Source organism: Burkholderia sp. AU6039 (genome assembly GCF_002223365.1).
GTDB lineage: Bacteria > Pseudomonadota > Gammaproteobacteria > Burkholderiales > Burkholderiaceae > Burkholderia.
The window spans coordinates 64,070-89,472 of record NZ_NKFK01000001.1; the positions used below are offsets into that span (position 1 = coordinate 64,070).

General features: G+C 65.7%; 23 protein-coding genes. 18 read left to right on the forward strand and 5 right to left on the reverse strand.

All coding sequences use genetic code 11. The annotated features are described in order from the left end of the window. Positions 1-46: 46 nt before the first annotated feature. The gene (locus CFB39_RS00325) at positions 47-739 is read right to left on the reverse strand and encodes a response regulator transcription factor (protein WP_006401494.1); all 693 of its coding nucleotides are present in this window, start codon (positions 737-739) and stop codon (positions 47-49) included. 122 nt (positions 740-861) lie between these two features. Here CFB39_RS00325 and CFB39_RS00330 point away from each other — a divergent pair, with 122 nt between their 5' ends. Then, positions 862-1,092, forward strand: coding sequence for a DUF3717 domain-containing protein (locus CFB39_RS00330; RefSeq protein ID WP_039351485.1), 231 nt, complete (start codon positions 862-864; stop codon positions 1,090-1,092). A 92-nt stretch (positions 1,093-1,184) separates the two neighbouring features. On the opposite strand, the gene CFB39_RS00335 is transcribed toward CFB39_RS00330, so the two are convergent. Both CFB39_RS00335 and phhA read right to left on the reverse strand, forming a co-directional pair. Next, complete coding sequence (locus CFB39_RS00335) at positions 1,185-1,493, reverse strand: 4a-hydroxytetrahydrobiopterin dehydratase (RefSeq protein ID WP_089424290.1); 309 nt, start codon at positions 1,491-1,493, stop codon at positions 1,185-1,187. A gap of 189 nt (positions 1,494-1,682) precedes the next feature. After that, positions 1,683-2,576: a phenylalanine 4-monooxygenase gene (gene phhA, locus CFB39_RS00340; protein WP_089471996.1), complete on the reverse strand. Its 894-nt coding sequence runs from the start codon at positions 2,574-2,576 to the stop codon at positions 1,683-1,685. Positions 2,577-2,715: 139 nt separating this feature from the next. On the opposite strand from phhA, the gene CFB39_RS00345 reads away from it, so the two are divergent. Further along, positions 2,716-3,201: an Lrp/AsnC family transcriptional regulator gene (locus CFB39_RS00345; RefSeq protein WP_006408082.1), complete on the forward strand. Its 486-nt coding sequence runs from the start codon at positions 2,716-2,718 to the stop codon at positions 3,199-3,201. 66 nt (positions 3,202-3,267) lie between these two features. Here CFB39_RS00345 and CFB39_RS00350 read toward each other — a convergent pair whose 3' ends face one another. After that, positions 3,268-3,801: a class IV adenylate cyclase gene (locus CFB39_RS00350; RefSeq protein ID WP_069246759.1), complete on the reverse strand. Its 534-nt coding sequence runs from the start codon at positions 3,799-3,801 to the stop codon at positions 3,268-3,270. 236 nt (positions 3,802-4,037) lie between these two features. Further along, the gene (locus CFB39_RS00355; RefSeq protein WP_089471868.1) at positions 4,038-4,937 is read right to left on the reverse strand and encodes a LysR family transcriptional regulator; all 900 of its coding nucleotides are present in this window, start codon (positions 4,935-4,937) and stop codon (positions 4,038-4,040) included. Between the two features lie 169 nt (positions 4,938-5,106). On the opposite strand from CFB39_RS00355, the gene CFB39_RS00360 reads away from it, so the two are divergent. The 16 genes from CFB39_RS00360 to CFB39_RS00440 all read left to right on the forward strand — a co-directional run bounded on the left by CFB39_RS00360 (position 5,107) and on the right by CFB39_RS00440 (position 25,385). Then, positions 5,107-6,792: a GMC family oxidoreductase gene (locus tag CFB39_RS00360; RefSeq protein ID WP_089471869.1), complete on the forward strand. Its 1,686-nt coding sequence runs from the start codon at positions 5,107-5,109 to the stop codon at positions 6,790-6,792. 469 nt (positions 6,793-7,261) lie between these two features. Continuing rightward, the gene (locus CFB39_RS00365; RefSeq protein ID WP_021160426.1) at positions 7,262-8,041 is read left to right on the forward strand and encodes an ABC transporter ATP-binding protein; all 780 of its coding nucleotides are present in this window, start codon (positions 7,262-7,264) and stop codon (positions 8,039-8,041) included. After that, on the forward strand, positions 8,038-8,793 hold the full coding sequence (locus CFB39_RS00370; protein WP_039351472.1) for an ABC transporter ATP-binding protein: 756 nt from the start codon (positions 8,038-8,040) through the stop codon (positions 8,791-8,793). The genes CFB39_RS00365 and CFB39_RS00370 overlap by 4 nt, the downstream gene beginning before the upstream one ends. Before the next feature lie 77 nt (positions 8,794-8,870). Further along, entirely contained in the window at positions 8,871-10,070 is a 1,200-nt protein-coding gene (locus tag CFB39_RS00375) for an ABC transporter substrate-binding protein (RefSeq protein ID WP_089424139.1), read from the forward strand. 128 nt (positions 10,071-10,198) lie between these two features. Continuing rightward, positions 10,199-11,083, forward strand: a complete 885-nt coding sequence (locus CFB39_RS00380; protein WP_089424140.1) for a branched-chain amino acid ABC transporter permease — start codon at positions 10,199-10,201, stop codon at positions 11,081-11,083. Further along, positions 11,083-12,057: a branched-chain amino acid ABC transporter permease gene (locus CFB39_RS00385; RefSeq protein WP_175237700.1), complete on the forward strand. Its 975-nt coding sequence runs from the start codon at positions 11,083-11,085 to the stop codon at positions 12,055-12,057. The genes CFB39_RS00380 and CFB39_RS00385 overlap by 1 nt, the downstream gene beginning before the upstream one ends. A 1,126-nt stretch (positions 12,058-13,183) precedes the next feature. Next, complete coding sequence (locus CFB39_RS00395; RefSeq protein WP_089471872.1) at positions 13,184-14,341, forward strand: ABC transporter substrate-binding protein; 1,158 nt, start codon at positions 13,184-13,186, stop codon at positions 14,339-14,341. A gap of 205 nt (positions 14,342-14,546) precedes the next feature. Beyond that, positions 14,547-15,602 carry a branched-chain amino acid ABC transporter permease gene (locus CFB39_RS00400; RefSeq protein WP_089471873.1) on the forward strand — a complete coding sequence of 352 codons (1,056 nt, stop codon included), beginning with the start codon at positions 14,547-14,549 and terminating at the stop codon, positions 15,600-15,602. Positions 15,603-15,606: 4 nt separating this feature from the next. Continuing rightward, positions 15,607-17,391 carry an ATP-binding cassette domain-containing protein gene (locus CFB39_RS00405; RefSeq protein ID WP_089471874.1) on the forward strand — a complete coding sequence of 595 codons (1,785 nt, stop codon included), beginning with the start codon at positions 15,607-15,609 and terminating at the stop codon, positions 17,389-17,391. Continuing rightward, positions 17,391-18,146 (forward strand): ABC transporter ATP-binding protein, encoded by a 756-nt coding sequence (locus tag CFB39_RS00410; protein WP_089471875.1) that lies wholly within the window; start codon positions 17,391-17,393, stop codon positions 18,144-18,146. The genes CFB39_RS00405 and CFB39_RS00410 overlap by 1 nt, the downstream gene beginning before the upstream one ends. 590 nt (positions 18,147-18,736) lie before the next feature. Further along, the gene (mnmG, locus tag CFB39_RS00415) at positions 18,737-20,707 is read left to right on the forward strand and encodes a tRNA uridine-5-carboxymethylaminomethyl(34) synthesis enzyme MnmG (protein ID WP_089471876.1); all 1,971 of its coding nucleotides are present in this window, start codon (positions 18,737-18,739) and stop codon (positions 20,705-20,707) included. Beyond that, positions 20,704-21,390, forward strand: a complete 687-nt coding sequence (gene rsmG, locus CFB39_RS00420) for a 16S rRNA (guanine(527)-N(7))-methyltransferase RsmG (RefSeq protein ID WP_089424148.1) — start codon at positions 20,704-20,706, stop codon at positions 21,388-21,390. Before mnmG ends, rsmG begins: the two co-directional genes overlap by 4 nt. Before the next feature lie 56 nt (positions 21,391-21,446). Then, entirely contained in the window at positions 21,447-22,226 is a 780-nt protein-coding gene (locus tag CFB39_RS00425) for a ParA family protein (protein WP_089424149.1), read from the forward strand. 31 nt (positions 22,227-22,257) lie between these two features. Continuing rightward, the gene (locus CFB39_RS00430; protein WP_027788713.1) at positions 22,258-23,151 is read left to right on the forward strand and encodes a ParB/RepB/Spo0J family partition protein; all 894 of its coding nucleotides are present in this window, start codon (positions 22,258-22,260) and stop codon (positions 23,149-23,151) included. Between the two features lie 10 nt (positions 23,152-23,161). Further along, on the forward strand, positions 23,162-24,292 hold the full coding sequence (locus tag CFB39_RS00435) for an SLC13 family permease (RefSeq protein ID WP_089471877.1): 1,131 nt from the start codon (positions 23,162-23,164) through the stop codon (positions 24,290-24,292). 568 nt (positions 24,293-24,860) lie between these two features. Continuing rightward, entirely contained in the window at positions 24,861-25,385 is a 525-nt protein-coding gene (locus CFB39_RS00440; RefSeq protein WP_089424151.1) for an ATP synthase subunit I, read from the forward strand. The last annotated feature ends 18 nt before the right edge of the window (positions 25,386-25,403 follow it).

Genomic DNA, 25,403 nt, shown 5'->3' on the forward strand with positions numbered 1-25,403 from the left:
GCGCGCACACGCGGGCGGCACGCGGCCGCCCGGCGTGCGGTGCCGCTCAGACGCTCGCCGTCTGGCGGATTTCCTGCAGCAGGTAGCCGAAGCCGCGCACCGTGACGATTTCGACACGGCACTGCTCGAGTTTCTTGCGCACGCGGTGGACGTAGACTTCGATCGCGGTGTCGCCGAGATCGCCGCCGAAGTGCGTGAGGTGATCCTGCAGCTGGGCCTTGCTGACGACGCGGCCGTGACGCAGCAGCAGCATCTCGAGCACCGCGAATTCGCGCGGCGACAGTTCGAGCGGCTTGTCGTCGTTGAAGATGCGGCGGTCGACGCCCGACAGGCGGACGCCGCCGAGCGACACTTCCGGACGCGGCATGTCGCTGTGCGGGCCGCTGCGGCGCATCACTGCGCGGATGCGCGCTTCGAGCTCGGCCGGCTCGAACGGCTTGAGCATGTAGTCGTCGGCGCCGGAGTTCAGGCCCTGGATCCGGTCGTTCAGCTCGTCGCGTGCGGTCAGCACGATGACGGGCGTGTGGCGGTTGGTCTGGCGGAAGCGCGTGAGCAGCGTCATCCCGTCGATGCCCGGCAGGCCGAGGTCGAGGATCACGAGTTCGTGGCGGTTCTGTGCCAGCGCCTGTTCGGCAAAGATGCCGTCATGCACCATGTCGACGGTGAAGCCAGCCTGCTCGAGGCTGCTCTGGATACCGCGTGCGATGGGGCGGTCGTCTTCGATCAGAAGGAGTCGCATGAAGTTCGCTCAAGTACAATGGGTTGGCGGTTCAGGCACGCGGACAGCACGACGCCGTTTCCACAGGGGCGCCGCAACACCTGACATCAAGCATGGCGGCCAGCGAACGATTAAATCCAAACATGTCCGATATTTCGATCAACGACCTAGAAGCCGCGATCAATTTCTGGCGCGCCCGCTCGCCGTCGAGCGGCGACGAACTCAAACTCTGCGAAGAGGCCAGCGCGCTCTCCAAGCCGTATGCGCTGCTGATTGTACAGCGCGAAAGCGCGCTACAACTGGAAGGATTGGACCCCAAGGCACGGAATGCGTACGAGACTTACGTGCGCCTTAAGGATGGCTTGGAAAGCTGAAGGCTTTCGCTGACTACATCCTAGAAAACGTTCATCGAAATGAAAAGTTGACGCGCCGCGCATCGAAAGACGCGCGGCGGTAGAGGAATGCCTCAGGCGGCCGGTTGCGCGTGCGCGCCGGCACGGTCGATGAACAGCGCCAGTTCGATGTCGCGATCGGTCAGGCCGTCGGCATCGTGGGTCGACAGCGTGATGTCGACGCGGTTGTACACGTTGAACCATTCCGGATGGTGGTTCATTTCCTGCGCCTTGATCGCGACGCGCGTCATGAAGCCGAATGCTTCGTTGAAATCGGCGAAGCGCAGGCTGCGCTGGATCGCATCGCGGCCCGGTACGGCCGTCCAGAGCGGCAGGCCTTCGAGCCGGGTCTTGCGTTCTTCTGATGTGAGCTTGTGGATCATCTTGCACCTCTCGGTCGGTAACGGCGCCCGCGCGCGGCTGCGCCGCGCGGCGAAGCCGGCATCGGTCATTGTTTCATAGTTGTGGGACGGCCATCCGGCGACGGGCATCCGGGGACGGGCGACCGGCGACGGGTATCCGGGGAAGGCGATCGGGAGGCCGGCAGAGGCTGGTTCCGGCCCCCTCGAGCGTCACGCGTCCGCGTCGTCAGGCCAGCCGTCGCCCGTGCCGCGATGCAGCACGCGATCGGTCTCGAGCACCGCGCCGGCAGCGAATTCGGGCAGCGCCGCCAGCCGGTCGGCCAGTGCACGGCCGTCGACGTCGGCGAGCGCGAACAGCTGCGCGAAATCGTCGATCACGAAGTAGGTCTTCTGGAACGTGTCGATCCGGTACTTCGTGCGCATCACGCGCTCGAGGTCGAAGCCGAGCCGGTTCGGCGCCGCGCTTTCGAGGCTGTACAGGCTTTCGCCCTTGCTCGACACGATCCCGGCGCCATAGATCGACAGCCCGCTCGTGCCGCGCGCATCGCGGATCAGCCCGAATTCCACCGTATACCAGTAGAGCCGCGCGAGGCGCGCCAGCGCCGCTTCATCGTCGGCGACCGCGAGCGCGGTGCGGCCGTACGCCTGCATGTAGTCGGCGAACACCGGATCGATCAGCAGCGGCACGTGGCCGAACAGGTCGTGGAAGCAGTCGGGTTCCTGCAGGTAGTCGAGCTGGTCGGGACGGCGCATCCACCAGGTGACGGGGAAGCGCCGGTTCGCGAGATGCTCGAAGAACACGCGGTCGGGCACGAGGCCCGGCACCGCGACGATCTGCCAGCCCGTTGCCGGCTTCAACTGGCGGTTCACGTCGGCGAACGACGGCACGCGATCGGCCGGCAGGTCGATCTTCCCGAGCCCCGCGACGAACGCGTCGCAGGCGCGCCCGCGCAGCAGCGCCGACTGGCGTGCATAGAGCTGCTTCCACACCGCGTGGTCGACCTGGCCGTAACGCGCGAGCGGCTGGTCGATGGTGAAATCGGCGCGGGTTTCGAGGCCCGCATCGAACTGCTCCTGCAGTTTCGCGGTGACGACGGTGGACATGATCTGGCTCTGCACGTGGCGGTTGGGAACCATGCAAGTGTAGAGCGGGCTGCGCGCGGAATGGGCGCATAGTTGGCGTTGATTCGCTTGATGATGCGATAATCGCGCATTAAATAACGAATCAATGCGGAGAATGCTCATGCTGGAACTCGATCACTTCGATCTCGCGCTGCTGGACGTGCTGCAGCGCTTCGGCCGCGCGACGCATCAGCAGCTCGGCGAGGAGGTGCCGCTGTCGCCGTCGCAGATCGGCCGGCGGCTGCAGCGGCTCGAGGCGGCCGGCGTGATCGAAGGCTACCGCGTGATGTTGCGCCCCGAAAAACTCGGGCTCGGCGTCACCGCGTTCACGAGCCTCAAGCTCAAGCACCACGGCGACTCGATCATCGAGCAGTTCCAGCAGCAGATCGACGTGCTGCCCGAGGTACTCGAATGCCATGCGGTGGTGGGCGATGCCGACTACCTGCTGCGGATCGTCGCGCCCGACCTGAACGCGCTGTCGCAGTTCGTGATGAAGAAGCTGATGCGCGTGCCGGGTGTCGACAGCGTGCGCTCGAACATCGTGCTGACGACCTTCAAGCGCAACGGCGCGCTGCCGCTGGCGCATCTGGCGCCCGGCGCCGCCTGACGCGGCCACCGCGCGGCGGCAAGGGTGAAGGCGGCGCGGGTTGCGCCGCCTTGGGGCAGGGCCGGATCAGGCCGCTTCGTGCGGCGTGTCGGCGTTCAGCAGGTCGACATACGCGACGGCGACGAGGTCGTCCTGCGACACGCCGAGCTTCGCGAACACGTCGTGCGCTTCGGCTTCGCCGCCGGCTTCGTCGTCATCGGGGCCGAGCACGACTTCCAGTTCGATGAAATCGCCGAGACCGTCGACGCGGTCGAGGTGGATGCGCGTGCGGCCTGCGAGGTACACGTGCCGTTCCTTCGTCACGATGCCGCGTGTGGTCAGCGCGGTGGCGAGCAGCGCGTGCATCGCGTCGGGGTTCGTCACCGGGCTGCGCGTGTAGTACGACGCCTTCGGGCCGTCGCGGTCGTCGCGCTGGTAGAAGATCAGTTCGGCCGGCGTGCCATCCTCGAAGCGGCGCAGCTTGAGCCGGCCGCGCGGCACGTCATAGAAGAAATCCTGCTGGCGATAGAACAGCGGCGCTTCGGTCGCGAGCCTGGCCGCCTGTTCGCGCAGTTGGTCGAATTCGCGGGCGCGGGCTTTGATCTCGATGTTGCGGGCCATGCGGGTCTCCTTCAATCGGGGTCTCGCGGTGTGCGAACGCACAATCTAGCAAAAAGCCCGCGAAGGTGGCGTGACGACCGGCGGGACGCGGCGACACGCCGCGGCCGGGAGGTTCGGCTCCCGTGATTTCCCCGTTCCCGCGCGCGTGAGGGCCCGCACGGTCGCCGGCTGCCGACCGGCGGCGTGTCAGGCGTTGGCGCCCGGTGCGCGGCCAGCCCCCGCGCTATCAGCAGCCCTCATATCGCCCACTGCGCTTCGATCAGCCGCAGCGCGGCCGCGATCGCCGGTTCGTCGCGCCGCTCGGCGAGCATCACGAACGTCAGTTCGGTGGGCACCGTCACGGGCTCGACGATCGTCAGCGCATGCGCATGCGCTTCGGCCAGCGCGGTCGAGTCGCGCGCGAGCGTCAACCCGATCCCCGATTTGACGAGGTCGAGCATCGACTGCTCCTGGTCGACCTCGGCCACCTTGAGCGGCTGCGCGCCGGCCTCCGCGAAGCGTCGCGACAGCAACCGGTGGTGCGCGGACGCCGGCGGCGTCCAGATCCACGGCAGCGCGGCAAGCGCGCGCCAGTCGTGGGCGCGCTGCACGCGCTCCTTCCAGCCGGCCGGCGCGAGCACGCGGTACTGGAAATGCGTGAGCGTGACGGTATGGAACAGTGCGCCGTCGAGCGGATCGTCTTCGCCAGGCCGGCCGATGTAGTAGCCGACGTCGAGCGCCTGCGTGCGCACCTGTTCGATCACCCAGCCCGACATCCCGTGCCGCAGCGCCGTCTCGATCTGCGGATGGGTTTCGACGAGCGCGCGCAGGAAGCCGCCAAGCCGCAGGAAGCCCGGGTCGAGGATCGTGCCGATCCGCAGCCGGCCGCGCACCTCGTGCCGCAGCGCAGCGGCGGCGCGCTGCACGTCGGCGGCCGCGGCGAGCGCGCGTTCCGCATGCGGCAGCAGCGTCTGGCCGTCGCGCGTGAGCGCGAGGCCGCGCGATGTGCGCGTAAACAACGTGACGCCGAGCGTTTCCTGCAGATGCTTGATCTGCAGGCTGACCGCCGGCTGCGTCAGGTGCAGCTGCACGGCGGCGCGTGTCAGGTTGCCTTCGCGCGCGACCGTCGCGAACGCGCGGAGCAGGGTGAGATCCATCGTCGTGATATGAGCGCTGCTTATAACGCAGTTCAGCATAACTCATTGGATCGGCGGCCGGCGGCCGGAGTACGCTTCATCGGTCGTGGCGCGGGCCCGCAAGCGCGGCTCGCGACGCACTATGCTGAAAATGACGCGCGGCGTTGCCCCGCGTGACAGGAGACAAACCGTGACTACCCAACGCACGCTAGAAGGCGAATTCGATTACGTGATCGTCGGCGCGGGCACTGCGGGCTGCGTGCTCGCGAACCGCCTGACCGAGGATCCCGACATCCACGTGCTGCTGCTCGAAGCGGGAGGCAAGGACGACTATCACTGGATCCACATCCCGGTCGGCTATCTGTATTGCATCGGCAATCCGCGCACCGACTGGCTGTACAAGACACAACCCGAAGCCGCGCTCAACGGGCGGGCGTTGTCGTATCCGCGCGGCCGGGTGCTCGGCGGCTGCTCGTCGATCAACGGGATGATCTACATGCGTGGCCAGCGCGAGGATTACGACAGCTGGGCGCAGGAAACCGGTGACGCCGGCTGGTCGTGGGACAGCGTGCTGCCGATCTTCAAGCGCAGCGAGGATCACCATGCGGGCGCGAGCGACGCGCACGGCGCGGGCGGCTACTGGCGTGTCGAGAAGCAGCGGCTGCGCTGGGAAATCCTCGAATCGTTCGCGCAGGCCGCGCAGCAGACAGGCATCCCGGCAACCGACGATTTCAACCGCGGCGACAATGCCGGGGTCGGCTATTTCGAGGTGAACCAGAAGCGCGGCGTGCGCTGGAATACGTCGAAGGCGTTCCTGCGGCCCGCGATGGCGCGCCCGAACCTGACCGTGATCACCGGCGCGCAGGCGCAGCGCGTGATCTTCGACGGGCGGCGCGCGGTCGGCGTCGAATACCACGGCGGCGGCACGGATTACGTCGCGCGGGCGCGTTCGGAGGTGCTGCTGACGTCCGGCGCGGTGAATTCGCCGCAGCTGCTCGAACTGTCGGGTGTCGGCGATGGCCGGCGGCTGCAGGCGCTCGGCATCGACGTCGTGCAGGATCTGCCGGGCGTCGGCGAAAACCTGCAGGATCACCTGCAATTGCGGATGGCGTTTCGCGTCGAAGGCGTGCGCACGCTCAACACGCTGTCCGCGCACTGGTGGGGCAAGCTGATGATCGGCGCCGAATATGCGTTGCTGCAGCGCGGGCCGATGTCGATGGCGCCGTCGCAGCTCGGCGCGTTCGCAAAATCCGATCCCGACGATCCCGCGCTCACGCGCCCCGATCTCGAATACCACGTGCAGCCGTTGTCGCTCGAGCGCTTCGGCGAGCCGCTGCACAGCTTCAACGCGTTTACGGCGTCCGTGTGCCATCTGCGGCCGACGTCGCGCGGCAGCGTGCATATCGCGAGCGCCGATCCGGGCGCGGCGCCCGCGATCGCACCGAACTATCTGTCGACCGATCACGATCGCCACGTCGCCGCGAACGCGCTGCGGCTCACGCGCCGGATCGCGTCCGCGCCGGCGCTCGCGCGCTATCGACCCGAGGAAATCCTGCCGGGCCTGCAGTATCGAAGCGAAGCCGAGCTGATCGAGGCGGCCGGCGCCGTCGGCACGACGATCTTCCATCCGGTCGGCACCTGCCGGATGGGGCGTGCCGACGATGAGCGCGCGGTGGTCGACAGCCGGCTGCGCGTACGCGGCATCGCCGGGCTGCGAATCGTCGATGCATCGGTGATGCCGTTCATTACATCGGGCAACACCAATTCGCCGACGTTGATGATCGCCGAGCGCGCGAGCGACATGATTCGTGCCGATCGCCGCGCGGCGCGCGAAGCGACGCCGGTGCGCACGGAGCAGGCGGTGACAGCCGCGTGACGGAACGCTGACACGCCCGACAGCGGGCCGTCATGATGACGCCCGCTGATTCGATATGCGAAACAAACTGCTGTTGCAGCAGTGGTGCCGAGGGTGCCGATTGCAGCGAATACCGCCGGTTCGTCCCGCAAGATCCATGCAAGCCGTGCAGCCGCACGGCATTTTTGTTGCATGCGTGCCGGGCCGTGCGGATGGTCAACGCACGATGATGCACGTGTCAAAAAAACAGCGTGCAAAACCGTGCACAGCCGCGTGCGACAGGGCGGCCAGCCCTATAAGTGCAAATCCCGATGATTGCACTGCACCAACGGCGAGACAATGTGGCGCAGTGTGCATACGCGTCGGCGCGGGAGACCACCCTCGAGGCGTAACACGGCGCCCGGGGCAGCCCGCTCATCCGCTGACCTGTTTCGCGGACGCTTCTCGCGAATCTTCCCGGTGCTTCGCCTGACTTCGTACGGAAGGGAACATGATTCTCGGCGACACGATTCTGGAAACACGCGGACTGACCAAGGAATTCAGGGGTTTCACGGCCGTCAACGGCGTGAACCTGCGTGTGCGTCGCGGTGCGATCCATGCGCTGATCGGACCGAACGGCGCGGGCAAGACCACCTGCTTCAACCTCCTCACCAAATTCCTGACGCCGACGGCCGGCCAGATCGTCTTCAACGGCATCGACATCACCGACGAGCGGCCCGCGCAGGTCGCGCGGCGCGGCATCATCCGCTCGTTCCAGATCTCGGCCGTCTTTCCGCACCTGACCGCGCTGCAGAACGTGCGCATCGGCCTGCAGCGCGCGCTCGGCACCGAATTCCATTTCTGGCGCAGCGAACGCACGCTGAAGCGGCTCGACGACCGCGCGATGGACCTGCTCACGCAGGTCGGCCTCACCGATTTCGCGCAGGTGCCGACCGTCGAGCTCGCGTACGGCCGCAAGCGCGCGCTGGAGATCGCGACCACGCTCGCGATGGAGCCCGAACTGATGCTGCTCGACGAGCCCACGCAGGGGATGGGCCACGAGGACGTCGATCGCGTGACCGCGCTGATCAAGAAGGTCGCGAGCGGGCGCACGATCCTGATGGTCGAGCACAACATGAACGTGATCGCGGGCATCTCCGACACGATCACCGTCCTGCAACGCGGCGAGGTGCTGGCCGAAGGCTCGTATGCGGAAGTGTCGAAGAATCCGCTCGTCATCGAGGCCTACATGGGCAGCGCCGACGCGGCGCTCGCGGGGGCGCACGCATGAAGCACAGCGAACGGGAGGAACGCGAATTGAGCGGCGTCGAAAGCGGTACGCCCGCGCTGGAGATCACGGGCCTGGAGGCCTGGTACGGGGAATCCCACATATTGCACGGTGTCGACCTGACGGTGCATCGCGGTGAAGTCGTCACGCTGCTCGGCCGCAACGGCGCGGGCCGCACGACGACGCTGCGCGCGATCATGGGCCTGACAGGCCGCCGCAGCGGGTCGATCAAGGTCGCGGGCAACGAGACGATCGGCCTCGCGACGCACCGCATCGCGCATTACGGCATCGGCTACTGCCCGGAGGAGCGCGGGATCTTCTCGAGCCTGTCGTGCGAGGAGAACCTGATGCTGCCGCCGCTGATCGGGCCGCGCGAGCACGCGATGCCGATCGACGAGATCTACGCGATGTTCCCGAACCTCGCGTCGCGCCGGCAGAGCCAGGGCACGCGGCTGTCCGGCGGCGAGCAGCAGATGCTCGCGGTCGCGCGGATCCTGCGCACCGGCGCGAACCTGCTGCTGCTCGACGAGATTTCCGAAGGCCTCGCACCGGTGATCGTGCAGGCGCTCGCGCGGATGATCGTCGCGCTGAAGGCGCGCGGCTACACGATCGTGATGGTCGAACAGAATTTCCGCTTCGCCGCGCCGCTCGCCGACCGGTTCTACGTGATGGAGCACGGCAGCATCGTCGAGCATTTCCAGGCGGCCGAACTGGAGAGCAAGATGCCGACCCTGCACGACCTGCTCGGGGTGTGACGCCGCCCCGTTTCCCTTGCCGCTAGCCGTGGCGGCCCTCGAACAACCACAACGCATCAGAACAACAGGAGACGTCAATGAAAATGAAGACCCTCGCACAGGCCTGTCTCGCACTCGCGACCGCCGCGCTCACCGCCGGCGCCGCACATGCGGCGGATACCGTGAAGATCGGCTTCATCACCGACATGTCGGGGCTTTACGCGGATATCGACGGGCAGGGCGGCCTCGAGGCGATCCGCATGGCAGTGGCCGACTTCGGCGGCAAGGTACTCGGCAAGCCGATCGAAGTTGTTTACGCGGATCACCAGAACAAGGCCGACATCGCCGCATCGAAGGCGCGCGAATGGATGGACCGCGGCGGGCTCGACCTGCTGGTCGGCGGCACGAACTCCGCCACCGCGCTGTCGATGAACCAGGTCGCGGCCGAGAAGAAGAAGGTCTACATCAACATCGGCGCAGGCGCCGACACGCTGACCAACGAGCAGTGCACGCCGTACACGGTCCACTACGCATACGACACGATGGCGCTCGCGAAGGGCACCGGCTCGGCGGTGGTGAAGCAGGGCGGCAAGTCGTGGTTCTTCCTGACGGCCGACTATGCATTCGGCAAGGCGCTCGAGAAGAACACGTCGGACGTCGTGAAGGCGAACGGCGGCCAGGTGCTCGGCGCGGTGCGTCACCCGCTGTCCGCGTCGGATTTTTCGTCGTTCCTGCTGCAGGCGCAATCGTCGAAGGCGCAGATCCTCGGCCTCGCGAACGCGGGCGGCGACACGATCAACTCGATCAAGGCCGCGAAGGAGTTCGGCATCACGAAGACGATGAAGCTCGCCGCGCTGCTGATGTTCATCGACGACGTGCACAGCCTCGGCCTCGAGACGACGCAGGGCCTGGTGCTGACCGACAGCTGGTACTGGAACCGCGATGCCGCGTCGCGCCAGTGGGCGCAGCGCTACTTCGGCAAGATGAAGAAGATGCCGTCGAGCCTGCAGGCGGCCGACTACTCGTCGGTGACGACCTACCTGAAGGCGGTCCAGGCCGCCGGCACGACCGACTCCGACAAGGTGATGGCCGAGCTGAAGAAGATCAAGATCAACGACTTCTACGCGAAGGGCTATATCCGCACGGACGGCAGCATGATCCACGACATGTACCTGATGGAAGTGAAGAAGCCGGCGGAATCGAAGGAGCCGTGGGATTACTACAAGGTGCTCGCGACGATTCCGGGCGAGCAGGCGTTCGGGACCAAGCAGGAAACGCGCTGCGCGTTGTGGAAGTAGGCAGGGCGTAGCGGCGCGCGCGGGCGCGCCGCTCGGTGGCGGCCGCAGCGATGTGCCCGCTGCGCCGCCCGCGCACGCGCTGCATGAAGGTTGCGCGCGCAACGAAACTCATTCTGACGGCTAAGTCGATGGAAATCTTTGGCATTCCGTTGCCGGCGATGCTGAGCCAGTTGCTGCTCGGGCTCGTCAACGGCTCGTTCTACGCGATCCTGAGCCTCGGGCTCGCGGTGATCTTCGGGCTGCTCAACGTGATCAACTTCGCGCACGGCGCGCTGTTCATGCTGGGCGCGATGCTCGCGTGGATGGGCCTGTCGTATTTCGGGCTGCCGTACTGGGCGATGCTCGTGATCGCGCCGCTGCTGGTCGGTGCGTTCGGGATCCTGATCGAGCGCTCGATGCTGCGCTGGCTGTACAAGCTCGATCACCTGTACGGGCTGCTGCTCACGTTCGGGCTCACGCTGGTCGTCGAAGGCGTGTTCCGGTCGATCTACGGCTCGTCCGGCCAGCCGTACGACGTGCCGTCGCAGCTGTCCGGCGCCACCAACCTCGGCTTCATGTTCCTGCCGAACTACCGCGCGTGGGTGGTCGTCGCGTCGCTCGCGGTGTGTCTCGCGACGTGGTTCGTGATCGAGAAGACGCGCCTCGGCGCGTACCTGCGCGCGGGCACCGAGAACCCGAAGCTCGTCGAGGCGTTCGGCGTGAACGTGCCGATGATGATCACGCTCACCTACGGCTTCGGCGTTGCGCTCGCCGCGTTCGCGGGCGTGCTGGCTGCGCCGGTGATCCAGGTGTCGCCGCTGATGGGCCAGCCGATGATCATCACCGTGTTCGCGGTGGTCGTGATCGGCGGGATGGGCTCGATTCTCGGCTCGATCGTCACGGGCCTGCTGCTCGGCGTGATCGAGGGCTTCACGCGCGTGTTCTACCCCGAAGCGTCGGCCACGGTCGTGTTCGTGATCATGGCGATCGTGCTGCTGTTCCGCCCGGCGGGCCTCTTCGGCAAGGAAAAATGATGCAGAGAAAAGTGCTCTACGGCGTGCTGCTCGCCGCACTGCTCGCCGCGCCGTTCATCGGCGCGTATCCGGTGTTCGTGATGAAGGTGCTCACGTTCGCGCTGTTCGCGGCCGCGTTCAACCTGCTGATCGGCTATACGGGGCTGCTGTCGTTCGGCCATGCGATGTTCCTCGCGACCGCCGGCTATGCGACCGGTTATTCGATGCAGACGCTCGGTTTCACGCCGGAGCTCGGCGTGCTGGTCGGCACCGTTGCCGCGACGCTGCTCGGGCTCGTCGTCGGGCTGTTCGCGATCCGGCGGCAGGGGATCTACTTCGCGATGATCACGCTCGCGTTCGCGCAGATGGTCTACTTCATCTACCTGCAGGCGCCGTTCACGCACGGCGAGGACGGGCTGCAGGGCGTGCCGCGCGGCCGTCTGTTCGGGCTGCTCGACCTGTCGAACGACGTCGCGCTGTACTACGTCGTGCTGGCAGTGGTGGTCGCCGCGTGCGCGTTCATCGTGCGGGTCGTGCATTCGCCGTTCGGCCAGGTGCTCGTCGCGATCAAGGAGAACGAAGCGCGCGCGATCTCGCTCGGCTACGACACCGACCGCTTCAAGCTGCTCGCGTTCATCCTGTCGGCGGGCATCGCGGGGCTGGCCGGCTCGCTGAAGGTGCTCGTGCTCGGCTTCGAGACGCTGTCGGACGCCTACTGGACGATGTCGGGCCTCGTCGTGCTGATGACGCTCGTCGGCGGAATGGGCACGCTGTTCGGGCCGCTGCTGGGCGCGGCGCTGATCGTCGCGCTGGAAGACCGGCTCGGCGACATCGGCGAATGGCTCGCGTCGACGACGGGCGTCGCGTGGTTCCATTCGCTCGGCGAATCGGCGACGATCGTCACCGGGCTGATCTTCATCGCATGCGTGCTCGCATTCCGGCGCGGCATCGTCGGTGAAATGGTCGCGCGGATCAAGCCGCTCAGGGCGTCCTGAATGCGTGCGGCGCGCGTCACCGGGCGTTGATGCGAAGCACCATCCGGCATGCTCCGGAAGGGCGCAGGAGCGGGCTCGGGCCGGCGCCGTGCGGCAGACTAGTGCCCCATTTTCGTGCGGCGATGCACCATAGGGGTAAATGCTAAGTTGTCGTGGTGCTTAAGCCTCTTTAAGATTCACCCTAGTTCTGATGCACCGCGAAACGAATTTGCAGGTGGAGAACGAGGAGACAATCGAGGCACAAAGTGCCCGGACCCCAAAGCGCTGTTGGACGGAATCCAACAGCGCTTTTTCATTTGCGTGCACGGATTTGCGCTGTTGGTGCAGCGGCCTGCGCGGTGGCCGTATTCCGCGCTTGCGTTCGCACCGCGCTTCTTCCGCGCTTCGCCGTGTCCCCCCGTTTTCCAGATTTCCGCTTTCCCACGATTCGTTCGTCAACGATGCGCAGCCGTGCGCCGGCCGTTCGGGCTAACCCGGTTGGCGTGCGCAAAACGCGTCCGTTACACTCGGCTTTCGCCGACCGCGCGGTCGGGAAAATCGGTCGGCAGTTCTCCTACAAGCAGAATGCAGAAGAGGGAGTACGGTTGGATGAGCAGCGCAGGACGATGGATCGGGGCAGGAAGGGCGGCGTGTGCCGTTCGTTCGTCGTGGGGTTGGGCTGCTGTCGCCGCGGCCTTCCCGAGCCGCTCTGCGGCCTGTAGGCGCGTTCCGGCGTCATCGCCGGTCGTTGCGTGCGCATCCGTGTCGATATTCGCATTCGCATTCGCATGAGCGGCCGGCTTTCCGATCATGCGCCGCGCACGGGCCTGGCCGCATCAGGCCGGATCGACGTGCCTTTCGTTGATCGTTGTGCATGCATCGATTGCGCGCACGATCGCGCCTTTCTCCGCTTTCTTCATCCAGACGACACCGCCGCTGCGCATCCTGACGGTCGAACGACCGTTTCGACCGCCGGCCGGTGCGTCCGCGCGTGGTGCCGTCCGGGTGCCGTTGAAGACGGGGTGTTTCACGGGAAAACGAGCGTAGACGCGGTACGGCGAGATAGTTAATTTATTAACTTGTTTGGGGACCGGGAGCCGCCCGAGCGACCCGAGGCTTTTTCGAGCAGCGTTTGGAGACAACGTAAATGAAGATGAATCGATGGATGGAGGCCGTGCTCGCCGCGGGCCTCGTGTGCGCGGCGGCAACGGCGTCGGCGCAGGTGAAGATCGGCGTGACGCTGTCGGCCACCGGGCCGGCCGCGTCGCTCGGGATTCCGGAAAAGAACACGATCGCGCTGCTGCCGAAGGAAATCGCCGGCAAGAGCGTGCAGTACATCGTGCTCGACGACGCATCCGACACGAGCCGCGCGGTGCAGAACGTGCGCAAGCTGATCGATGAAGATCACGTCGACGCGATCATCGGCTCGTCCGTCACGCCGAACTCGCTGGCAATGCTCGACCCCGTGTCGCAGGGCAAGACGCCGACGATCTCGCTCGCGGCGAGCGCCCAGATCATCTCGCCGATGGACGCGAAACGCGCATGGATGTTCAAGGTGCCGCAGAACGACCAGTTGATGGCCGACGCGATCGCCGGCTACATGGCGAAACACGGCGTGAAGACGGTCGGCTTCATCGGCTTCGCCGATGCGTACGGCGACAGCTGGTACAACACGTTCAACGCGGCGGCCGCGAAGAACGGCCTGAAGGTGGTATCGAACGAGCGCTACAACCGCACCGACGCGTCGGTGATGGGTCAGGTGCTGAAGCTCATGGGCTCGAATCCGGATGCGGTGCTGATCGCCGGCTCGGGCACGCCGGCGGCGCTGCCGGCGAAGACGCTGAAGGAGCGCGGCTACAAGGGCAAGGTGTACCAGACACACGGCGTCGCGAACAACGACTTCCTTCGCGTGTGCGGCAAGGATTGCGAAGGCGAGATCCTGCCCGCCGGCCCGGTGCTCGTGACCGACCAGCTGCCCGATTCGAACCCGGTGAAGAAGCCGGCGCTCGGCTACAAGGCCGCGTACGAGAAGGCGTACGGCGCGGGCTCGCTCGCGACGTTCGGCGGCCATGCGTGGGATGCCGGGCTGCTGCTGCAGCGTGCGATTCCGGACGCGCTGAAGAAGGGCCAGCCGGGCACCGAGGCGTTCCGCGAGGCGCTGCGCGCGTCGATCGAGAACGTGAAGGACCTGCCCGTGTCGCACGGCGTGATCAACATGACACCGACCGACCACAACGGCTTCGACACGCGTGCGCGCGTGATGGTGCAGATCGTCGACGGCAAGTGGAAGCTGCAGGCCGAGTAAGCATCACGTGAAACCGGCGCGCGCGGCGCGAATGGCGCCGTGCATGCCGTCGGCAGGGCGCCGGGCCCGACGGGCCACGACCATGCCCATGTCGTGTGGAACCACAGGGGCTCTGCGTGGCGCCCGACGCGTCGATCTTGCGGCCCGAGCGCCCCGGCCGTTCCCGTCTTTCGTTTCACCGCAGCATTCTCGATACACGAAACGTATGGATCTCTCGATTGCAGCGATCCTCGCGCAAGACGGCATCACGACCGGCGCCATTTATGCATTGCTGTCGCTGGCGCTCGTACTGGTGTTTTCCGTCACGCGGGTGATCTTCATTCCCCAGGGCGAATTCGTCGCCTACGGTGCGCTGACGCTTGCCGCGTTGCAGGCGCAGAAATTCCCCGCCACCTGCTGGCTGCTGTTCGTGATGGGCATCGCGTGCTTCCTGCTCGAAGTCGGCGGCCTGATCCGGCATCGCGAACGGCGCCATCAGCTCGGCCGCACGCTCGCGACACTCGGCAGCCGCTACGTCCTGCTGCCGCTCGCCGTGTTCGCGATCACGCGCAGCTTCGCCGTGCAGCCGCTGCCGATGCTCGCGCAGATCGCACTGACGCTCGCGATCGTCGTGCCGATGGGGCCGTTCGTCTACCGGCTCGTCTACCAGCCGATCGCGGAAGGCACGCTGCTGCTGCTGCTGATCGTGTCGGTCGCCGTCCACTTCGCGATGGTCGGCCTGGGGCTCGTGATGTTCGGCGCGGAAGGCTCGCGCACCAACGGCTTCTCGGATGCGTCGCTGTCGATCGGCAGCATGACCGTGTCGGTGCAGAGCATCCTGGTCGTCGTGACGGCGCTCGTGCTGATCGGCGCGCTATACGTGTACTTCGGCCGCACGATCGCCGGCAAGGCGCTGCGCGCGACGTCGGTGAACCGGCTCGGCGCGCGGCTCGTCGGCATCGGCACGACCGAGGCCGGGCGGCTCGCGTTCACGTTCGCGGCGGGGCTCGGCGTGCTGTCCGGGATCCTCGTCGGCCCGCTGACGACGATCTACTACGACTCGGGCTTCCTGATCGGCCTGAAGGGTTTCGTCGGCGCGATCATCGGCGGGCTCGTCAGCTATCCGCTCGCGGCTGCCGGCTCGCTGCTCGTCGGCGTGCTCGAATCGTATTCGTCGTTCTGGGCGAGCGCGTACAAGGAGGTGATCGTGTTCACGCTGATCATTCCGGTGCTGCTGTGGCGGAGCTTCGCCACGCCGCACGCGGAAGAGGAAGAGGAGTGACACGATGAAGACGATGGTACGCAACAAGACCTTCTGGGTGTTTCTCGTGGTGCTGTTCGCGCTGCCGGTGCTGCCCGGCGCGCTGCAGGTGCCGGAATACTGGATCACGCTGCTGAACTACATCGGCCTCTACGCGACCGTCGCGATCGGGCTCGTGCTGCTCACGGGCGTCGGCGGGATGACGAGCTTCGGGCAGGCCGCGTTCGTCGGCATCGGCGCCTACGCGACCGCGCTCCTGACGACGCGCTACGGCGTGTCACCGTGGCTCGCGCTGATCGTCGGCGTCGTGCTGACGGCACTCGTCGCGCTCGTGCTCGGCGCGGTCACGATGCGGCTGTCCGGCCACTTCCTGCCGCTCGGCACGATCGCGTGGGGCCTCGCGCTGTTCTACCTGTTCGGCAACCTCGAACTGCTCGGCAAGTACGACGGGATCAACGGGATTCCGGCGCTGAACCTGTTCGGCATCACGCTCGACAGCGGCCGCAGCCTGTATTTCCTGATCTGGGCCGTCGTGCTGGCCGCGATCGTGTCGGTGCAGAACCTGCTGAACAGCCGCCCGGGTCGCGCGATCCGTGCGCTGCGCGGCGGCGGCGTGATGGCCGAGGCGATGGGCGTGAACACCGCGTGGATGCGCGTCGTGATCTTCGTCTATGCGGCCGTGCTCGCGGCCATCTCGGGCTTCCTGTACGCACATCTGCAGCGTGCGGTGAACCCGACGCCGTTCGGGCTGAACCACGGGATTGAGTTCCTGTTCATGGCCGTGGTCGGCGGCGTGTCGCACGTGTGGGGCGCCGTGCTCGGCGCGGCGATCCTGACCGTGCTGCAGGACTACCTGCAGACGCTGCTGCCGAAGCTGCTCGGTTCGGAAGGCAACTTCGAGATCATCGTGTTCGGCGTGCTGATGGTGCTGCTGCTGCAGTACGCCCGCCAGGGCGTGTGGCCGTTCGTCGCCAGGCTGTTCCCGCGCGGGCCGCGTGCGCATGTACCCGAGCACGCCGACCCGTTGCCGCAACGCGCGAAGCCCGCGGCCGGCGAGCCGCTGCTCGTCGTCGACAACGCGCGCAAGCAGTTCGGCGGCCTCGTGGCCGTCAACGACGTCAGCTTCGACGTGAAAGCGGGGCAGATCATCGGGCTGATCGGCCCGAATGGCGCCGGCAAGTCGACCACGTTCAACCTCGTGACGGGCGTGCTGAAGCCGACGGGTGGCACGATCACGTTCCGTGGCGAACGCATCGACGGGCTCACATCGCGCCAGATCGTCCGCCGCGGCATCGGCCGGACGTTCCAGCACGTGAAGCTGTTGCCGGCGATGACGGTGCTCGAGAACGTCGCGATCGGTGCGCACCTGCGCGGCCATACGGGCGTGTGGCGCAGCGTCGTGCGGCTCAATGCTCACGAGGAAGCGCAGTTGCTGGCCGAGGCCGCCCAGCAGATCCGCCGCGTCGGGCTCGAAAAGCACATGTACGACGAAGCGGGCAGCCTCGCGCTGGGCCAGCAGCGGATTCTCGAAATCGCACGGGCGCTGTGCTGCGACCCGACGCTGCTGCTGCTCGACGAGCCGGCCGCCGGGCTGCGTTACCAGGAGAAGCAGCAACTCGCCGACCTGCTGCGGCGGCTGAAGGCGGAAGGCATGAGCGTGTTGCTCGTGGAACACGACATGGATTTCGTGATGAATCTCACCGACCGGCTGGTGGTGATGGAATTCGGCACGCGGATCGCGGAAGGGCTGCCGCAGGACGTGCAGCAGGATCCGGCGGTGCTCGAAGCGTATCTGGGCGGGGTGGAGTGATGACGGACACGACGATGCCGATTCTCGACGTGCGCGGGCTGGCGGTCCGGTACGGGAAGGTGGAGGCGCTGCACGGCGCGGCGATCAAGGTTGGTGCGGGACAGATCGTCAGCGTGATCGGGCCGAACGGGGCCGGCAAATCGACGCTGCTGAACGCGATCATGGGCGCGCTGCCGGTGACCGGGCATGCGTCCGGCGCGGTCGTGTATCGCGGTCACGATGTCGGTGCATTGCCGGTCGAGCAGCGCGTCGCACGCGGGATGTGCCTCGTGCCGGAAAAACGTGAGCTGTTCAGCACGATGACGGTCGAAGACAACCTCGTGCTGGGCGCGTATCGACGCAAGCTGGCAGGTGAAGCGAACTTCCTCGACCAGCTCGATCACGTGTTCGCGCTGTTTCCGCGCCTTAAGGAGCGGCGCAAGCAGGCGGCCGGCACGCTGTCCGGCGGCGAGCGGCAGATGCTCGCGGTTGGCCGCGCGCTGATGGGCAAGCCCGACCTGCTGATGCTCGACGAGCCGAGCCTCGGGCTGGCGCCGCTGATCGTGAAGGAGATCTTTCATATCATCAGCGCGTTGCGTGGTACGGGCGTGGCGACGCTGCTGATCGAACAGAATGCGCGGGCGGCGCTGCAGATCTCGGACTACGGCTATGTGCTGGAGACGGGCGAGCTTGCGCTGGAAGGGCCGGCAGCGGAACTCGCGCAGAATCCACGTGTGATCGAAACCTACCTCGGGTTAGCGAAGAAAACGGCTTGATCGGAGGCGCGGTGGGTGGGAAAGGGGCGGCGTGTTTCACGTGAAACACGCCGCTTTTGTTTTTGGGTGAAGGTCTGACTCCCATGCATCGGCGGTTAGCAACCAGGGGATAAGTACCGGAGGAACAATCAAAAGCTCTGTGCAGTGGCGTTGGAGGGAGGTATCAACAGCGCAGATGGCGATCCGGTTTGTCGATCGGAGTTGGCTGCCACTCGTTCCACAGAATGATGATGTGCCGGGTCACAGGGGATAAGTGTCGAGCGTACCGACGGAAATTCTGTGAGGGAGGGGGCACAGGGTGTTCCGCCTAGGTATTGGGCGTGACACAGGCCTCGAACGGGTTATATGTTCCACGTGAAATTTCTCGACACATGGATCCCTGCACAGGCGTAACGATGTGCGGAGGGCGGGTCGGATTATTCGCAGGCGGAGGCGCAGAACCACAGATCCATCGCTCCAACGCCGAAAAATCGTCGAAATGCACAGACCCTACCATTCGGACGGCATTCGGGTGAAAAGCGAACCCGCTATAATTCGCCCCATACATTTCTCTGATAGGTTCGTGCGCAGCCCTGCGTGCGGAATCCACCATGCTTTTTCCCACAGAATTTGACGTCATCGTCGTCGGTGGCGGTCATGCCGGCACCGAAGCCGCGCTGGCGTCCGCCCGCATGGGCGCAAAGACACTGCTGCTGACCCACAACATCGAAACGCTTGGGCAGATGAGTTGCAATCCGTCGATCGGCGGCATTGGCAAGGGCCATCTGGTCAAGGAAGTCGACGCGCTGGGCGGCGCGATGGCAGCCGCGACGGACGAGAGCGGTATCCAGTTCCGGATCCTCAATTCGTCGAAGGGGCCGGCCGTGCGCGCGACGCGCGCGCAGGCCGACCGTATCCTGTACAAGGCCGCGATCCGCCACCGGCTCGAGAACCAGCCGAACCTCTGGCTGTTCCAGCAGGCCGTCGACGACCTGATGGTCGAAGGCGACCGTGTGGTGGGCGCCGTCACGCAGATCGGCATCCGCTTCCGCGCCCGCGCGGTCGTGCTGACCGCCGGCACGTTCCTTGACGGCAAGATCCACGTCGGCCTGAACAACTATACGGGCGGCCGCGCGGGCGATCCGGCGGCCGTGTCGCTGTCGTCGCGCCTGAAGGAGCTGAAGCTGCCGCAGGGCCGCCTGAAGACCGGTACGCCGCCGCGTATCGATGGCCGCTCGATCGATTTCTCGCAGCTGACCGAGCAGCCGGGCGATCTCGATCCGATCCCCGTCTTCTCGTTCCTGGGCCGCGCGGAGCAGCATCCGCAGCAGCTGCCGTGCTGGGTCACGCACACGAACGAACGTACGCACGACATCATTCGCGGTGGTCTCGACCGTTCGCCTATGTATACAGGCGTGATCGAAGGCGTCGGGCCGCGCTATTGCCCGTCGATCGAGGACAAGATTCACCGGTTCGCGTCGAAGGAATCGCACCAGATCTTCCTGGAGCCGGAAGGGCTGACGACCAACGAGTTCTACCCGAACGGGATCTCGACGAGCCTGCCGTTCGATGTCCAGCTCGAGCTTGTGCATTCGATGCGCGGCCTCGAGAACGCGCATATCCTGCGCCCCGGCTACGCGATCGAGTACGACTACTTCGATCCGCGTGCGCTGAAGGCGTCGCTCGAGACGAAGGCGATCAACGGGCTGTTCTTTGCGGGCCAGATCAACGGGACGACCGGCTATGAAGAAGCGGCCGCGCAGGGCCTGCTGGCTGGCCTCAATGCGGGCCGCTACGTGCAGGAGAAGGACGCATGGTGCCCGCGCCGTGACCAGGCCTACCTCGGCGTGCTGGTCGACGATCTCGTGACGCGCGGCGTGGCCGAGCCGTACCGGATGTTCACGAGCCGCGCCGAGTATCGCCTCAGCCTGCGTGAAGACAATGCCGACATGCGCCTGACCGAGATGGGCCGCGAACTGGGGCTCGTCGACGACGCGCGCTGGGACGCATTCAGCCGGAAGCGCGACGCTGTTTCACGTGAAACCGAACGCCTGAAGTCGACGTGGGTCACGCCGAAGACGTTGCCGGCGGAAGAGGCGACCGCGCTCCTCGGCAAGGCGATCGACCACGAATACAGCCTCGCCGAGCTGCTGCGCCGCCCGGGTATCAGCTACGACGGTGTGTGTGGACTGAAGGGCGGCGAATGCGGCCCCGCAGAGCCGCTGGCCGACGATCCGGTGATGCTCGAGCAGATCAAGGAGCAGGTCGAGATCGGCATCAAGTATCAGGGCTATATCGAGCGCCAGGCCTCGGAGATCGAACGCAACGACGCGAACGAGAACACGCGCCTGCCGGACGGTATCGATTACCGCGAAGTCCGCGGGCTGTCGTTCGAGGTGAGCCAGAAGCTCAACGAGTTCCGGCCGGAGACGATCGGGCAGGCATCGCGCATCTCGGGTGTCACGCCGGCGGCGATCTCGCTGCTGATGGTGCACCTGAAGCGCCGCGGCCTCGGGCGCCGTAATGGCAGTGCCGCAGAGGCAACGGAGCAGGGGGACGGCGCCGTCCCGACGCAACAATGACGGCGCGTCGCGCGCCGGCGGTTAATCGGGACGTACTGGAGCAGATGCTCGTCGAAGGCACGACGGCGCTCGACCTCACCCTGACGGATGCACAACTCAACCAGCTGCTCGACTACGTCGCGCTGCTCGGCAAGTGGAACGCGGTCTACAACCTGACCGCGATCCGCGACCCGAAGCAGATGCTGATCCAGCACATCCTCGATTCGCTTTCCATCGTCCCGCATCTGCGCGGCCGTGCATCGGCCCGCGTGCTCGACGTCGGTTCGGGCGGCGGGTTGCCCGGTATCGTGCTGGCGATCGTCGAGCCGGATTGGCAGGTCACGCTGAACGATATCGTGCAGAAGAAGTCTGCCTTCCAGACGCAGATGCGCGCGGAGCTGAAGCTCGCGAACCTGTCGGTGGTCACCGGTCGGGTCGAATCGCTGCAGCCGGGTGTCGAAGTGCCGGAAAAATTCGACATGATCGTATCCCGCGCTTTCGCGGATCTATCCGACTTCGTTAAACTTGCTCGACATCTGGTCGCGCCGGGCGGATCGATCTGGGCGATGAAGGGCGTGCATCCGGACGACGAGATTGCGCGATTGCCGGAAGGCAGCCGCGTGAAGCAGACGATACGGCTGGCGGTGCCGATGCTCGATGCCGAACGGCATCTGATTGAAGTGGCCGTCGACGAAGCGAATTGAAGGGCCGGCGCGCAGTAGCGCGCCGTTTGTTTGAAGGTAAAGGGAACACACCAACGATGGCAAAGATCTTCTGCGTTGCGAACCAGAAGGGGGGCGTCGGCAAGACGACGACATCGGTCAATCTCGCCGCAAGCCTTGCAGCGCAGGAGCAACGAGTCCTGCTGATCGATCTCGACCCGCAGGGTAACGCGACGATGGGCAGCGGGATCGACAAGGCTGCTTGCGAAGCGACCGTGTACGAGGTGCTGGTCGACGGCGTGTCGGTGACCGATGCGCGCATCCGTCCGGACGGCGTCACCTACGACGTGCTGCCCGCGAATCGCGAGCTGTCCGGTGCCGAGATCGAACTGATCAGCATCGACAACCGCGAGCGCCGGCTGAAGGCTGCGCTCGAGCGCGTGTCCGACGACTACGACTTCGTGCTGATCGACTGTCCGCCGACGCTGTCGCTGCTGACGCTGAACGGGCTGTGCGCGGCGCACGGCGTCGTGATTCCGATGCAGTGCGAGTACTTCGCACTGGAAGGGTTGTCGGACCTCGTCAACACGATCAAGCAGGTTCACGCGAACATGAACCGAGACCTGAAGATCATCGGCTTGCTGCGCGTGATGTTCGATCCGCGCATCACGCTGCAGCAGCAAGTTTCCGATCAACTGAAAGCGCACTTCGGCGACAAGGTGTTCGACGCGGTGATTCCGCGTAACGTGCGCCTGGCGGAAGCGCCGAGTTACGGGCTGCCGGGCGTCGTGTTCGACCGCAGCTCGCGCGGTGCGCAAGCGTATCTCCAGTTCGGTGCCGAGATGATCGACCGCGTTCGCGCGTTCGAGGTGTCGTGATCCGGACATGAGCGAAGCGAGGAAGAAAGACATGAACGCGGTACCAAAGAAGAAGGGCTTGGGACGTGGCCTCGAAGCGCTGCTCGGCGGCAGTGCCGATATCACCGAAGCGGTGAAGATCGAAGGGGCACCGAACACGCTCGCGCTCGGCAAGCTGCAGGCCGGCAAATACCAGCCGCGTACGCGGATGGACGAAGGCAGCCTGCAGGAGCTCGCGGCGAGCATTCGCGCGCAGGGCGTGATGCAGCCGATCCTGGTACGGCCCATTTCATCAGACAAATACGAGATCATCGCGGGTGAGCGCCGTTTCCGTGCGGCGCGCCTGGCGGGTCTCGATGAAGTGCCGGTGCTCGTGAAGGACGTATCGGATCAGGCCGCCGCGGCGATGGCGCTGATCGAGAACATCCAGCGCGAGGATCTGAACCCGCTTGAAGAAGCGCACGGCATCCAGCGCCTGCTCGACGAGTTCGGTTTCACGCACGAACAGGCGGCCGAATCGGTCGGCCGTTCGCGCAGCGCGGTATCGAACCTGCTGCGCCTGCTGAACCTGGCTTCGCCGGTGCAGACGATGCTGCTGGCCGGTGATCTCGACATGGGGCACGCGCGCGCGCTGCTCGCGGTCGATGCGGCCACGCAGATCACGCTCGCCCATCAGGTCGTCAACAAGCGCATGTCGGTGCGTGAGACCGAGAAGCTCGTCACGCACACGACGAAGGAAGCGCCGGCGGTGAAGGCGCGCGCGAAGGACGATGGCGGTCGCGATACGCGCCGTCTCGAGGAGGAGTTGTCCGACCTCCTCGCGTCGACGGTGAAGATCAAGCTTGGCCGCCGCGGGCGAGGGCAGGTGACGATCGACTTCGGCAACCTCGACGCGCTCGAGGGCATTCTCGTGCGACTGCGCGGCAACGTCGCAACCGAAGAGTAAAGGGCGGCGCATGACGGAGACGGACGCACCGGCGCCGCGCCGGTGGTTGGGGTGGCTTGCGCAGGAGCCCGTGCTATCGGTGCTCGTGCTTGGGCTGATCGTGCTGCAATGGGTGCGTCCGCAACCATTTTCCGTGTTGGCCGATCGCGTCGACTGGCAGACGGTCGCGACGCTCGCGGGCCTGCTGATGCTGACCAAGGCGCTCGAGTTGTCCGGCTGCCTGATGTGGCTCGCACACCGCATCGTGCACCACGTGCACTCCGAACGCGGGCTCGCGATGCTGCTCGTCGGGTTCGCCGCGTTGCTGTCGATGTGGCTCACCAACGACGTCGCGCTGTTCGTCGTCGTGCCGCTGATGGTGTCGCTGCGTGCGCTGACGCCGCTGCCGTTCCGGCGGCTCGTGATCGTCGTCGCGCTGGCCGTCAACGCGGGGTCCGTCGCGACGCCGCTCGGCAATCCCCAGAATCTTTTCCTGTGGCAATTGAGCGGCGTGTCGTTCGGCCGCTTCGTGGTCACGCTTGGGCCGCTCGCGATCGCGCTGATGGCGCTGCTGCTCGTGCTGACCGCGTGCGCGTTTCGTGCCAAACCGCTCGACCTGTCCGGCGACGTCGTCGCCATTCCCGTCCAACGCCTGCACGCGCTGATCGCGGCGGTGCTGTTCGCGGCCTTCGTGCTGCTCGCCGATGCGCACCATCCGCTGCCGGGCCTGCTTGCCGTCGCGGTCGTGCTGCTCGTCGCCAAACGTGACGCAGTCCTGAAGATTGACTGGCTGCTGCTGCTGATCTTCGTGCTGATGTTCGTCGTGCTGCGTAGCGCGGCTGCGCTGCCCGTCATCCATGATGCGATTGCGCATGCGAATCTCGATTCACCGCTGCGCATCTTTGCGGCCGGTGCCGTGCTGTCGCAGGGCATCAGCAACGTGCCGGCCGCGATCCTGCTGTCGGAGTTCACGCATGACTGGCGTGCGCTCGCGTTCGGCGTATCGGTCGGCGGATTCGGTTTCGCGATCGGCTCGCTGGCGAACCTGATCGCGGTGCGTCTCGCGAAGGAGCCGCGCATGTGGCTGCCGTTCCACCTGGTCTCGATTCCGTTCGCGCTCGCCAGTGCGGCAGTCGGCGCGTGGCTGCTCGTTCACGGTTGAACGATGCGGATGCGTGTGGCACAGGCGTGCCATTCGGGTGGCGGGGAGGGCGCACAGCATTCGCGCTAGTGTGGGGCTGTTGATAAGTGCTGCACTCCACAGTCGATCGACTGTGGTGGCATGACAACTGATTGGATAATTCGTTGCGTCAGCATCAGTCCGGATTTCGCGCATCCGGCGCGGCCGGGTGATCACAGAGTTTCGTCTGTTCGGGGCTTCGTGCTGAACTCGAGCCCGGAGTCGCGCCACAGCGTGGGCGCTGGGTGGTGATCGTGCCGCCCTGACGGCACCCGCGCCGGGCATCGTTTCCTCGCCATTCCCTCGTCGCCGGATTTTTTCGAGCAAGAAATACCGGTGCAAAAAAGCGACCTTACAACTGTCATCGTACGTCGTCGAATCGCCCGTTTTTTCACATGATGAGGCGTCGTTTTACGCAGGTTTTTGTCGCGTCTAAAGCCTTGAATCACTTGCAACTATCGCTTACAATCGCCCGGATTTGTTAGCTAGGCACCCCTGAAAGCTTTCAGAAAGCTTGGGGCCGGGTTCAAGGATTTTGCGGAAGATTGCGATGGCGGGTCAGGCGCCGGACGACAGGCACGATGATCAGCGCACGCAACGCACCGCTTCAGCGGCCGGCGAGCGGCGCGAATTCGACGATGACTGGGATGCCGAGCAGCAAGATAACAACATCGTTCCGCTCACGCGGGCAGACGCCGAAAAGCTGTTCGGCCCGAACGTGAGCAAGCCCTCGCGCGTGACCCCCTATAAGGTGGTATTCGCGCAAGTGGTTCTGTCCCTGGTTGCAACGCTGGCGTGGTGGCTGTTTTCAAAGTCGCCGGGCGCCGCTGCGCAATCCGCGTTTCTGGGCGGAGCGATTGGCTGGGTGCCCAGTGCGGTATTCGTGGCACGACTGAAGGCAGGTGGCTCGGCCACCGTGATGAGCTGGGTGATGGGCGAAGCCCTGAAGCTCGCTCTGACGATCGGGATGTTCACTGCAGTGGCGTTCGGCTGGTCCGGCGTGCACTGGGTGCCGTTCCTCGTCACGTACCTCGTCGTGCTGAAGACGTACTGGATCGCGCTGGCCTGGCGGTAAGGAACAAGCAGCGTGCGG

What these genes read in the sequence shown, in the direction of transcription:
- CFB39_RS00365 (WP_021160426.1), top strand. Translation starts at nt 7,262, where the DNA reads ATGATTCTCGGCGACACGATTCTGGAAACACGCGGACTGACCAAGGAA.
- CFB39_RS00375 (WP_089424139.1), top strand. Translation starts at nt 8,871, where the DNA reads ATGAAAATGAAGACCCTCGCACAGGCCTGTCTCGCACTCGCGACCGCC.
- CFB39_RS00380 (WP_089424140.1), top strand. Translation starts at nt 10,199, where the DNA reads ATGGAAATCTTTGGCATTCCGTTGCCGGCGATGCTGAGCCAGTTGCTG.
- CFB39_RS00355 (WP_089471868.1), bottom strand. Translation starts at nt 4,937, where the DNA reads ATGGATCTCACCCTGCTCCGCGCGTTCGCGACGGTCGCGCGCGAAGGC.
- CFB39_RS00385 (WP_175237700.1), top strand. Translation starts at nt 11,083, where the DNA reads ATGCAGAGAAAAGTGCTCTACGGCGTGCTGCTCGCCGCACTGCTCGCC.
- CFB39_RS00345 (WP_006408082.1), top strand. Translation starts at nt 2,716, where the DNA reads ATGCTGGAACTCGATCACTTCGATCTCGCGCTGCTGGACGTGCTGCAG.
- CFB39_RS00425 (WP_089424149.1), top strand. Translation starts at nt 21,447, where the DNA reads ATGGCAAAGATCTTCTGCGTTGCGAACCAGAAGGGGGGCGTCGGCAAG.
- CFB39_RS00335 (WP_089424290.1), bottom strand. Translation starts at nt 1,493, where the DNA reads ATGATCCACAAGCTCACATCAGAAGAACGCAAGACCCGGCTCGAAGGC.
- rsmG (WP_089424148.1), top strand. Translation starts at nt 20,704, where the DNA reads ATGACGGCGCGTCGCGCGCCGGCGGTTAATCGGGACGTACTGGAGCAG.
- CFB39_RS00410 (WP_089471875.1), top strand. Translation starts at nt 17,391, where the DNA reads ATGACGGACACGACGATGCCGATTCTCGACGTGCGCGGGCTGGCGGTC.
- CFB39_RS00330 (WP_039351485.1), top strand. Translation starts at nt 862, where the DNA reads ATGTCCGATATTTCGATCAACGACCTAGAAGCCGCGATCAATTTCTGG.
- CFB39_RS00440 (WP_089424151.1), top strand. Translation starts at nt 24,861, where the DNA reads ATGGCGGGTCAGGCGCCGGACGACAGGCACGATGATCAGCGCACGCAA.
- CFB39_RS00350 (WP_069246759.1), bottom strand. Translation starts at nt 3,801, where the DNA reads ATGGCCCGCAACATCGAGATCAAAGCCCGCGCCCGCGAATTCGACCAA.
- CFB39_RS00400 (WP_089471873.1), top strand. Translation starts at nt 14,547, where the DNA reads ATGGATCTCTCGATTGCAGCGATCCTCGCGCAAGACGGCATCACGACC.
- CFB39_RS00370 (WP_039351472.1), top strand. Translation starts at nt 8,038, where the DNA reads ATGAAGCACAGCGAACGGGAGGAACGCGAATTGAGCGGCGTCGAAAGC.
- CFB39_RS00435 (WP_089471877.1), top strand. Translation starts at nt 23,162, where the DNA reads ATGACGGAGACGGACGCACCGGCGCCGCGCCGGTGGTTGGGGTGGCTT.
- mnmG (WP_089471876.1), top strand. Translation starts at nt 18,737, where the DNA reads ATGCTTTTTCCCACAGAATTTGACGTCATCGTCGTCGGTGGCGGTCAT.
- CFB39_RS00405 (WP_089471874.1), top strand. Translation starts at nt 15,607, where the DNA reads ATGAAGACGATGGTACGCAACAAGACCTTCTGGGTGTTTCTCGTGGTG.
- CFB39_RS00395 (WP_089471872.1), top strand. Translation starts at nt 13,184, where the DNA reads ATGAAGATGAATCGATGGATGGAGGCCGTGCTCGCCGCGGGCCTCGTG.
- phhA (WP_089471996.1), bottom strand. Translation starts at nt 2,576, where the DNA reads ATGTCCACCGTCGTCACCGCGAAACTGCAGGAGCAGTTCGATGCGGGC.
- CFB39_RS00325 (WP_006401494.1), bottom strand. Translation starts at nt 739, where the DNA reads ATGCGACTCCTTCTGATCGAAGACGACCGCCCCATCGCACGCGGTATC.
- CFB39_RS00430 (WP_027788713.1), top strand. Translation starts at nt 22,258, where the DNA reads ATGAACGCGGTACCAAAGAAGAAGGGCTTGGGACGTGGCCTCGAAGCG.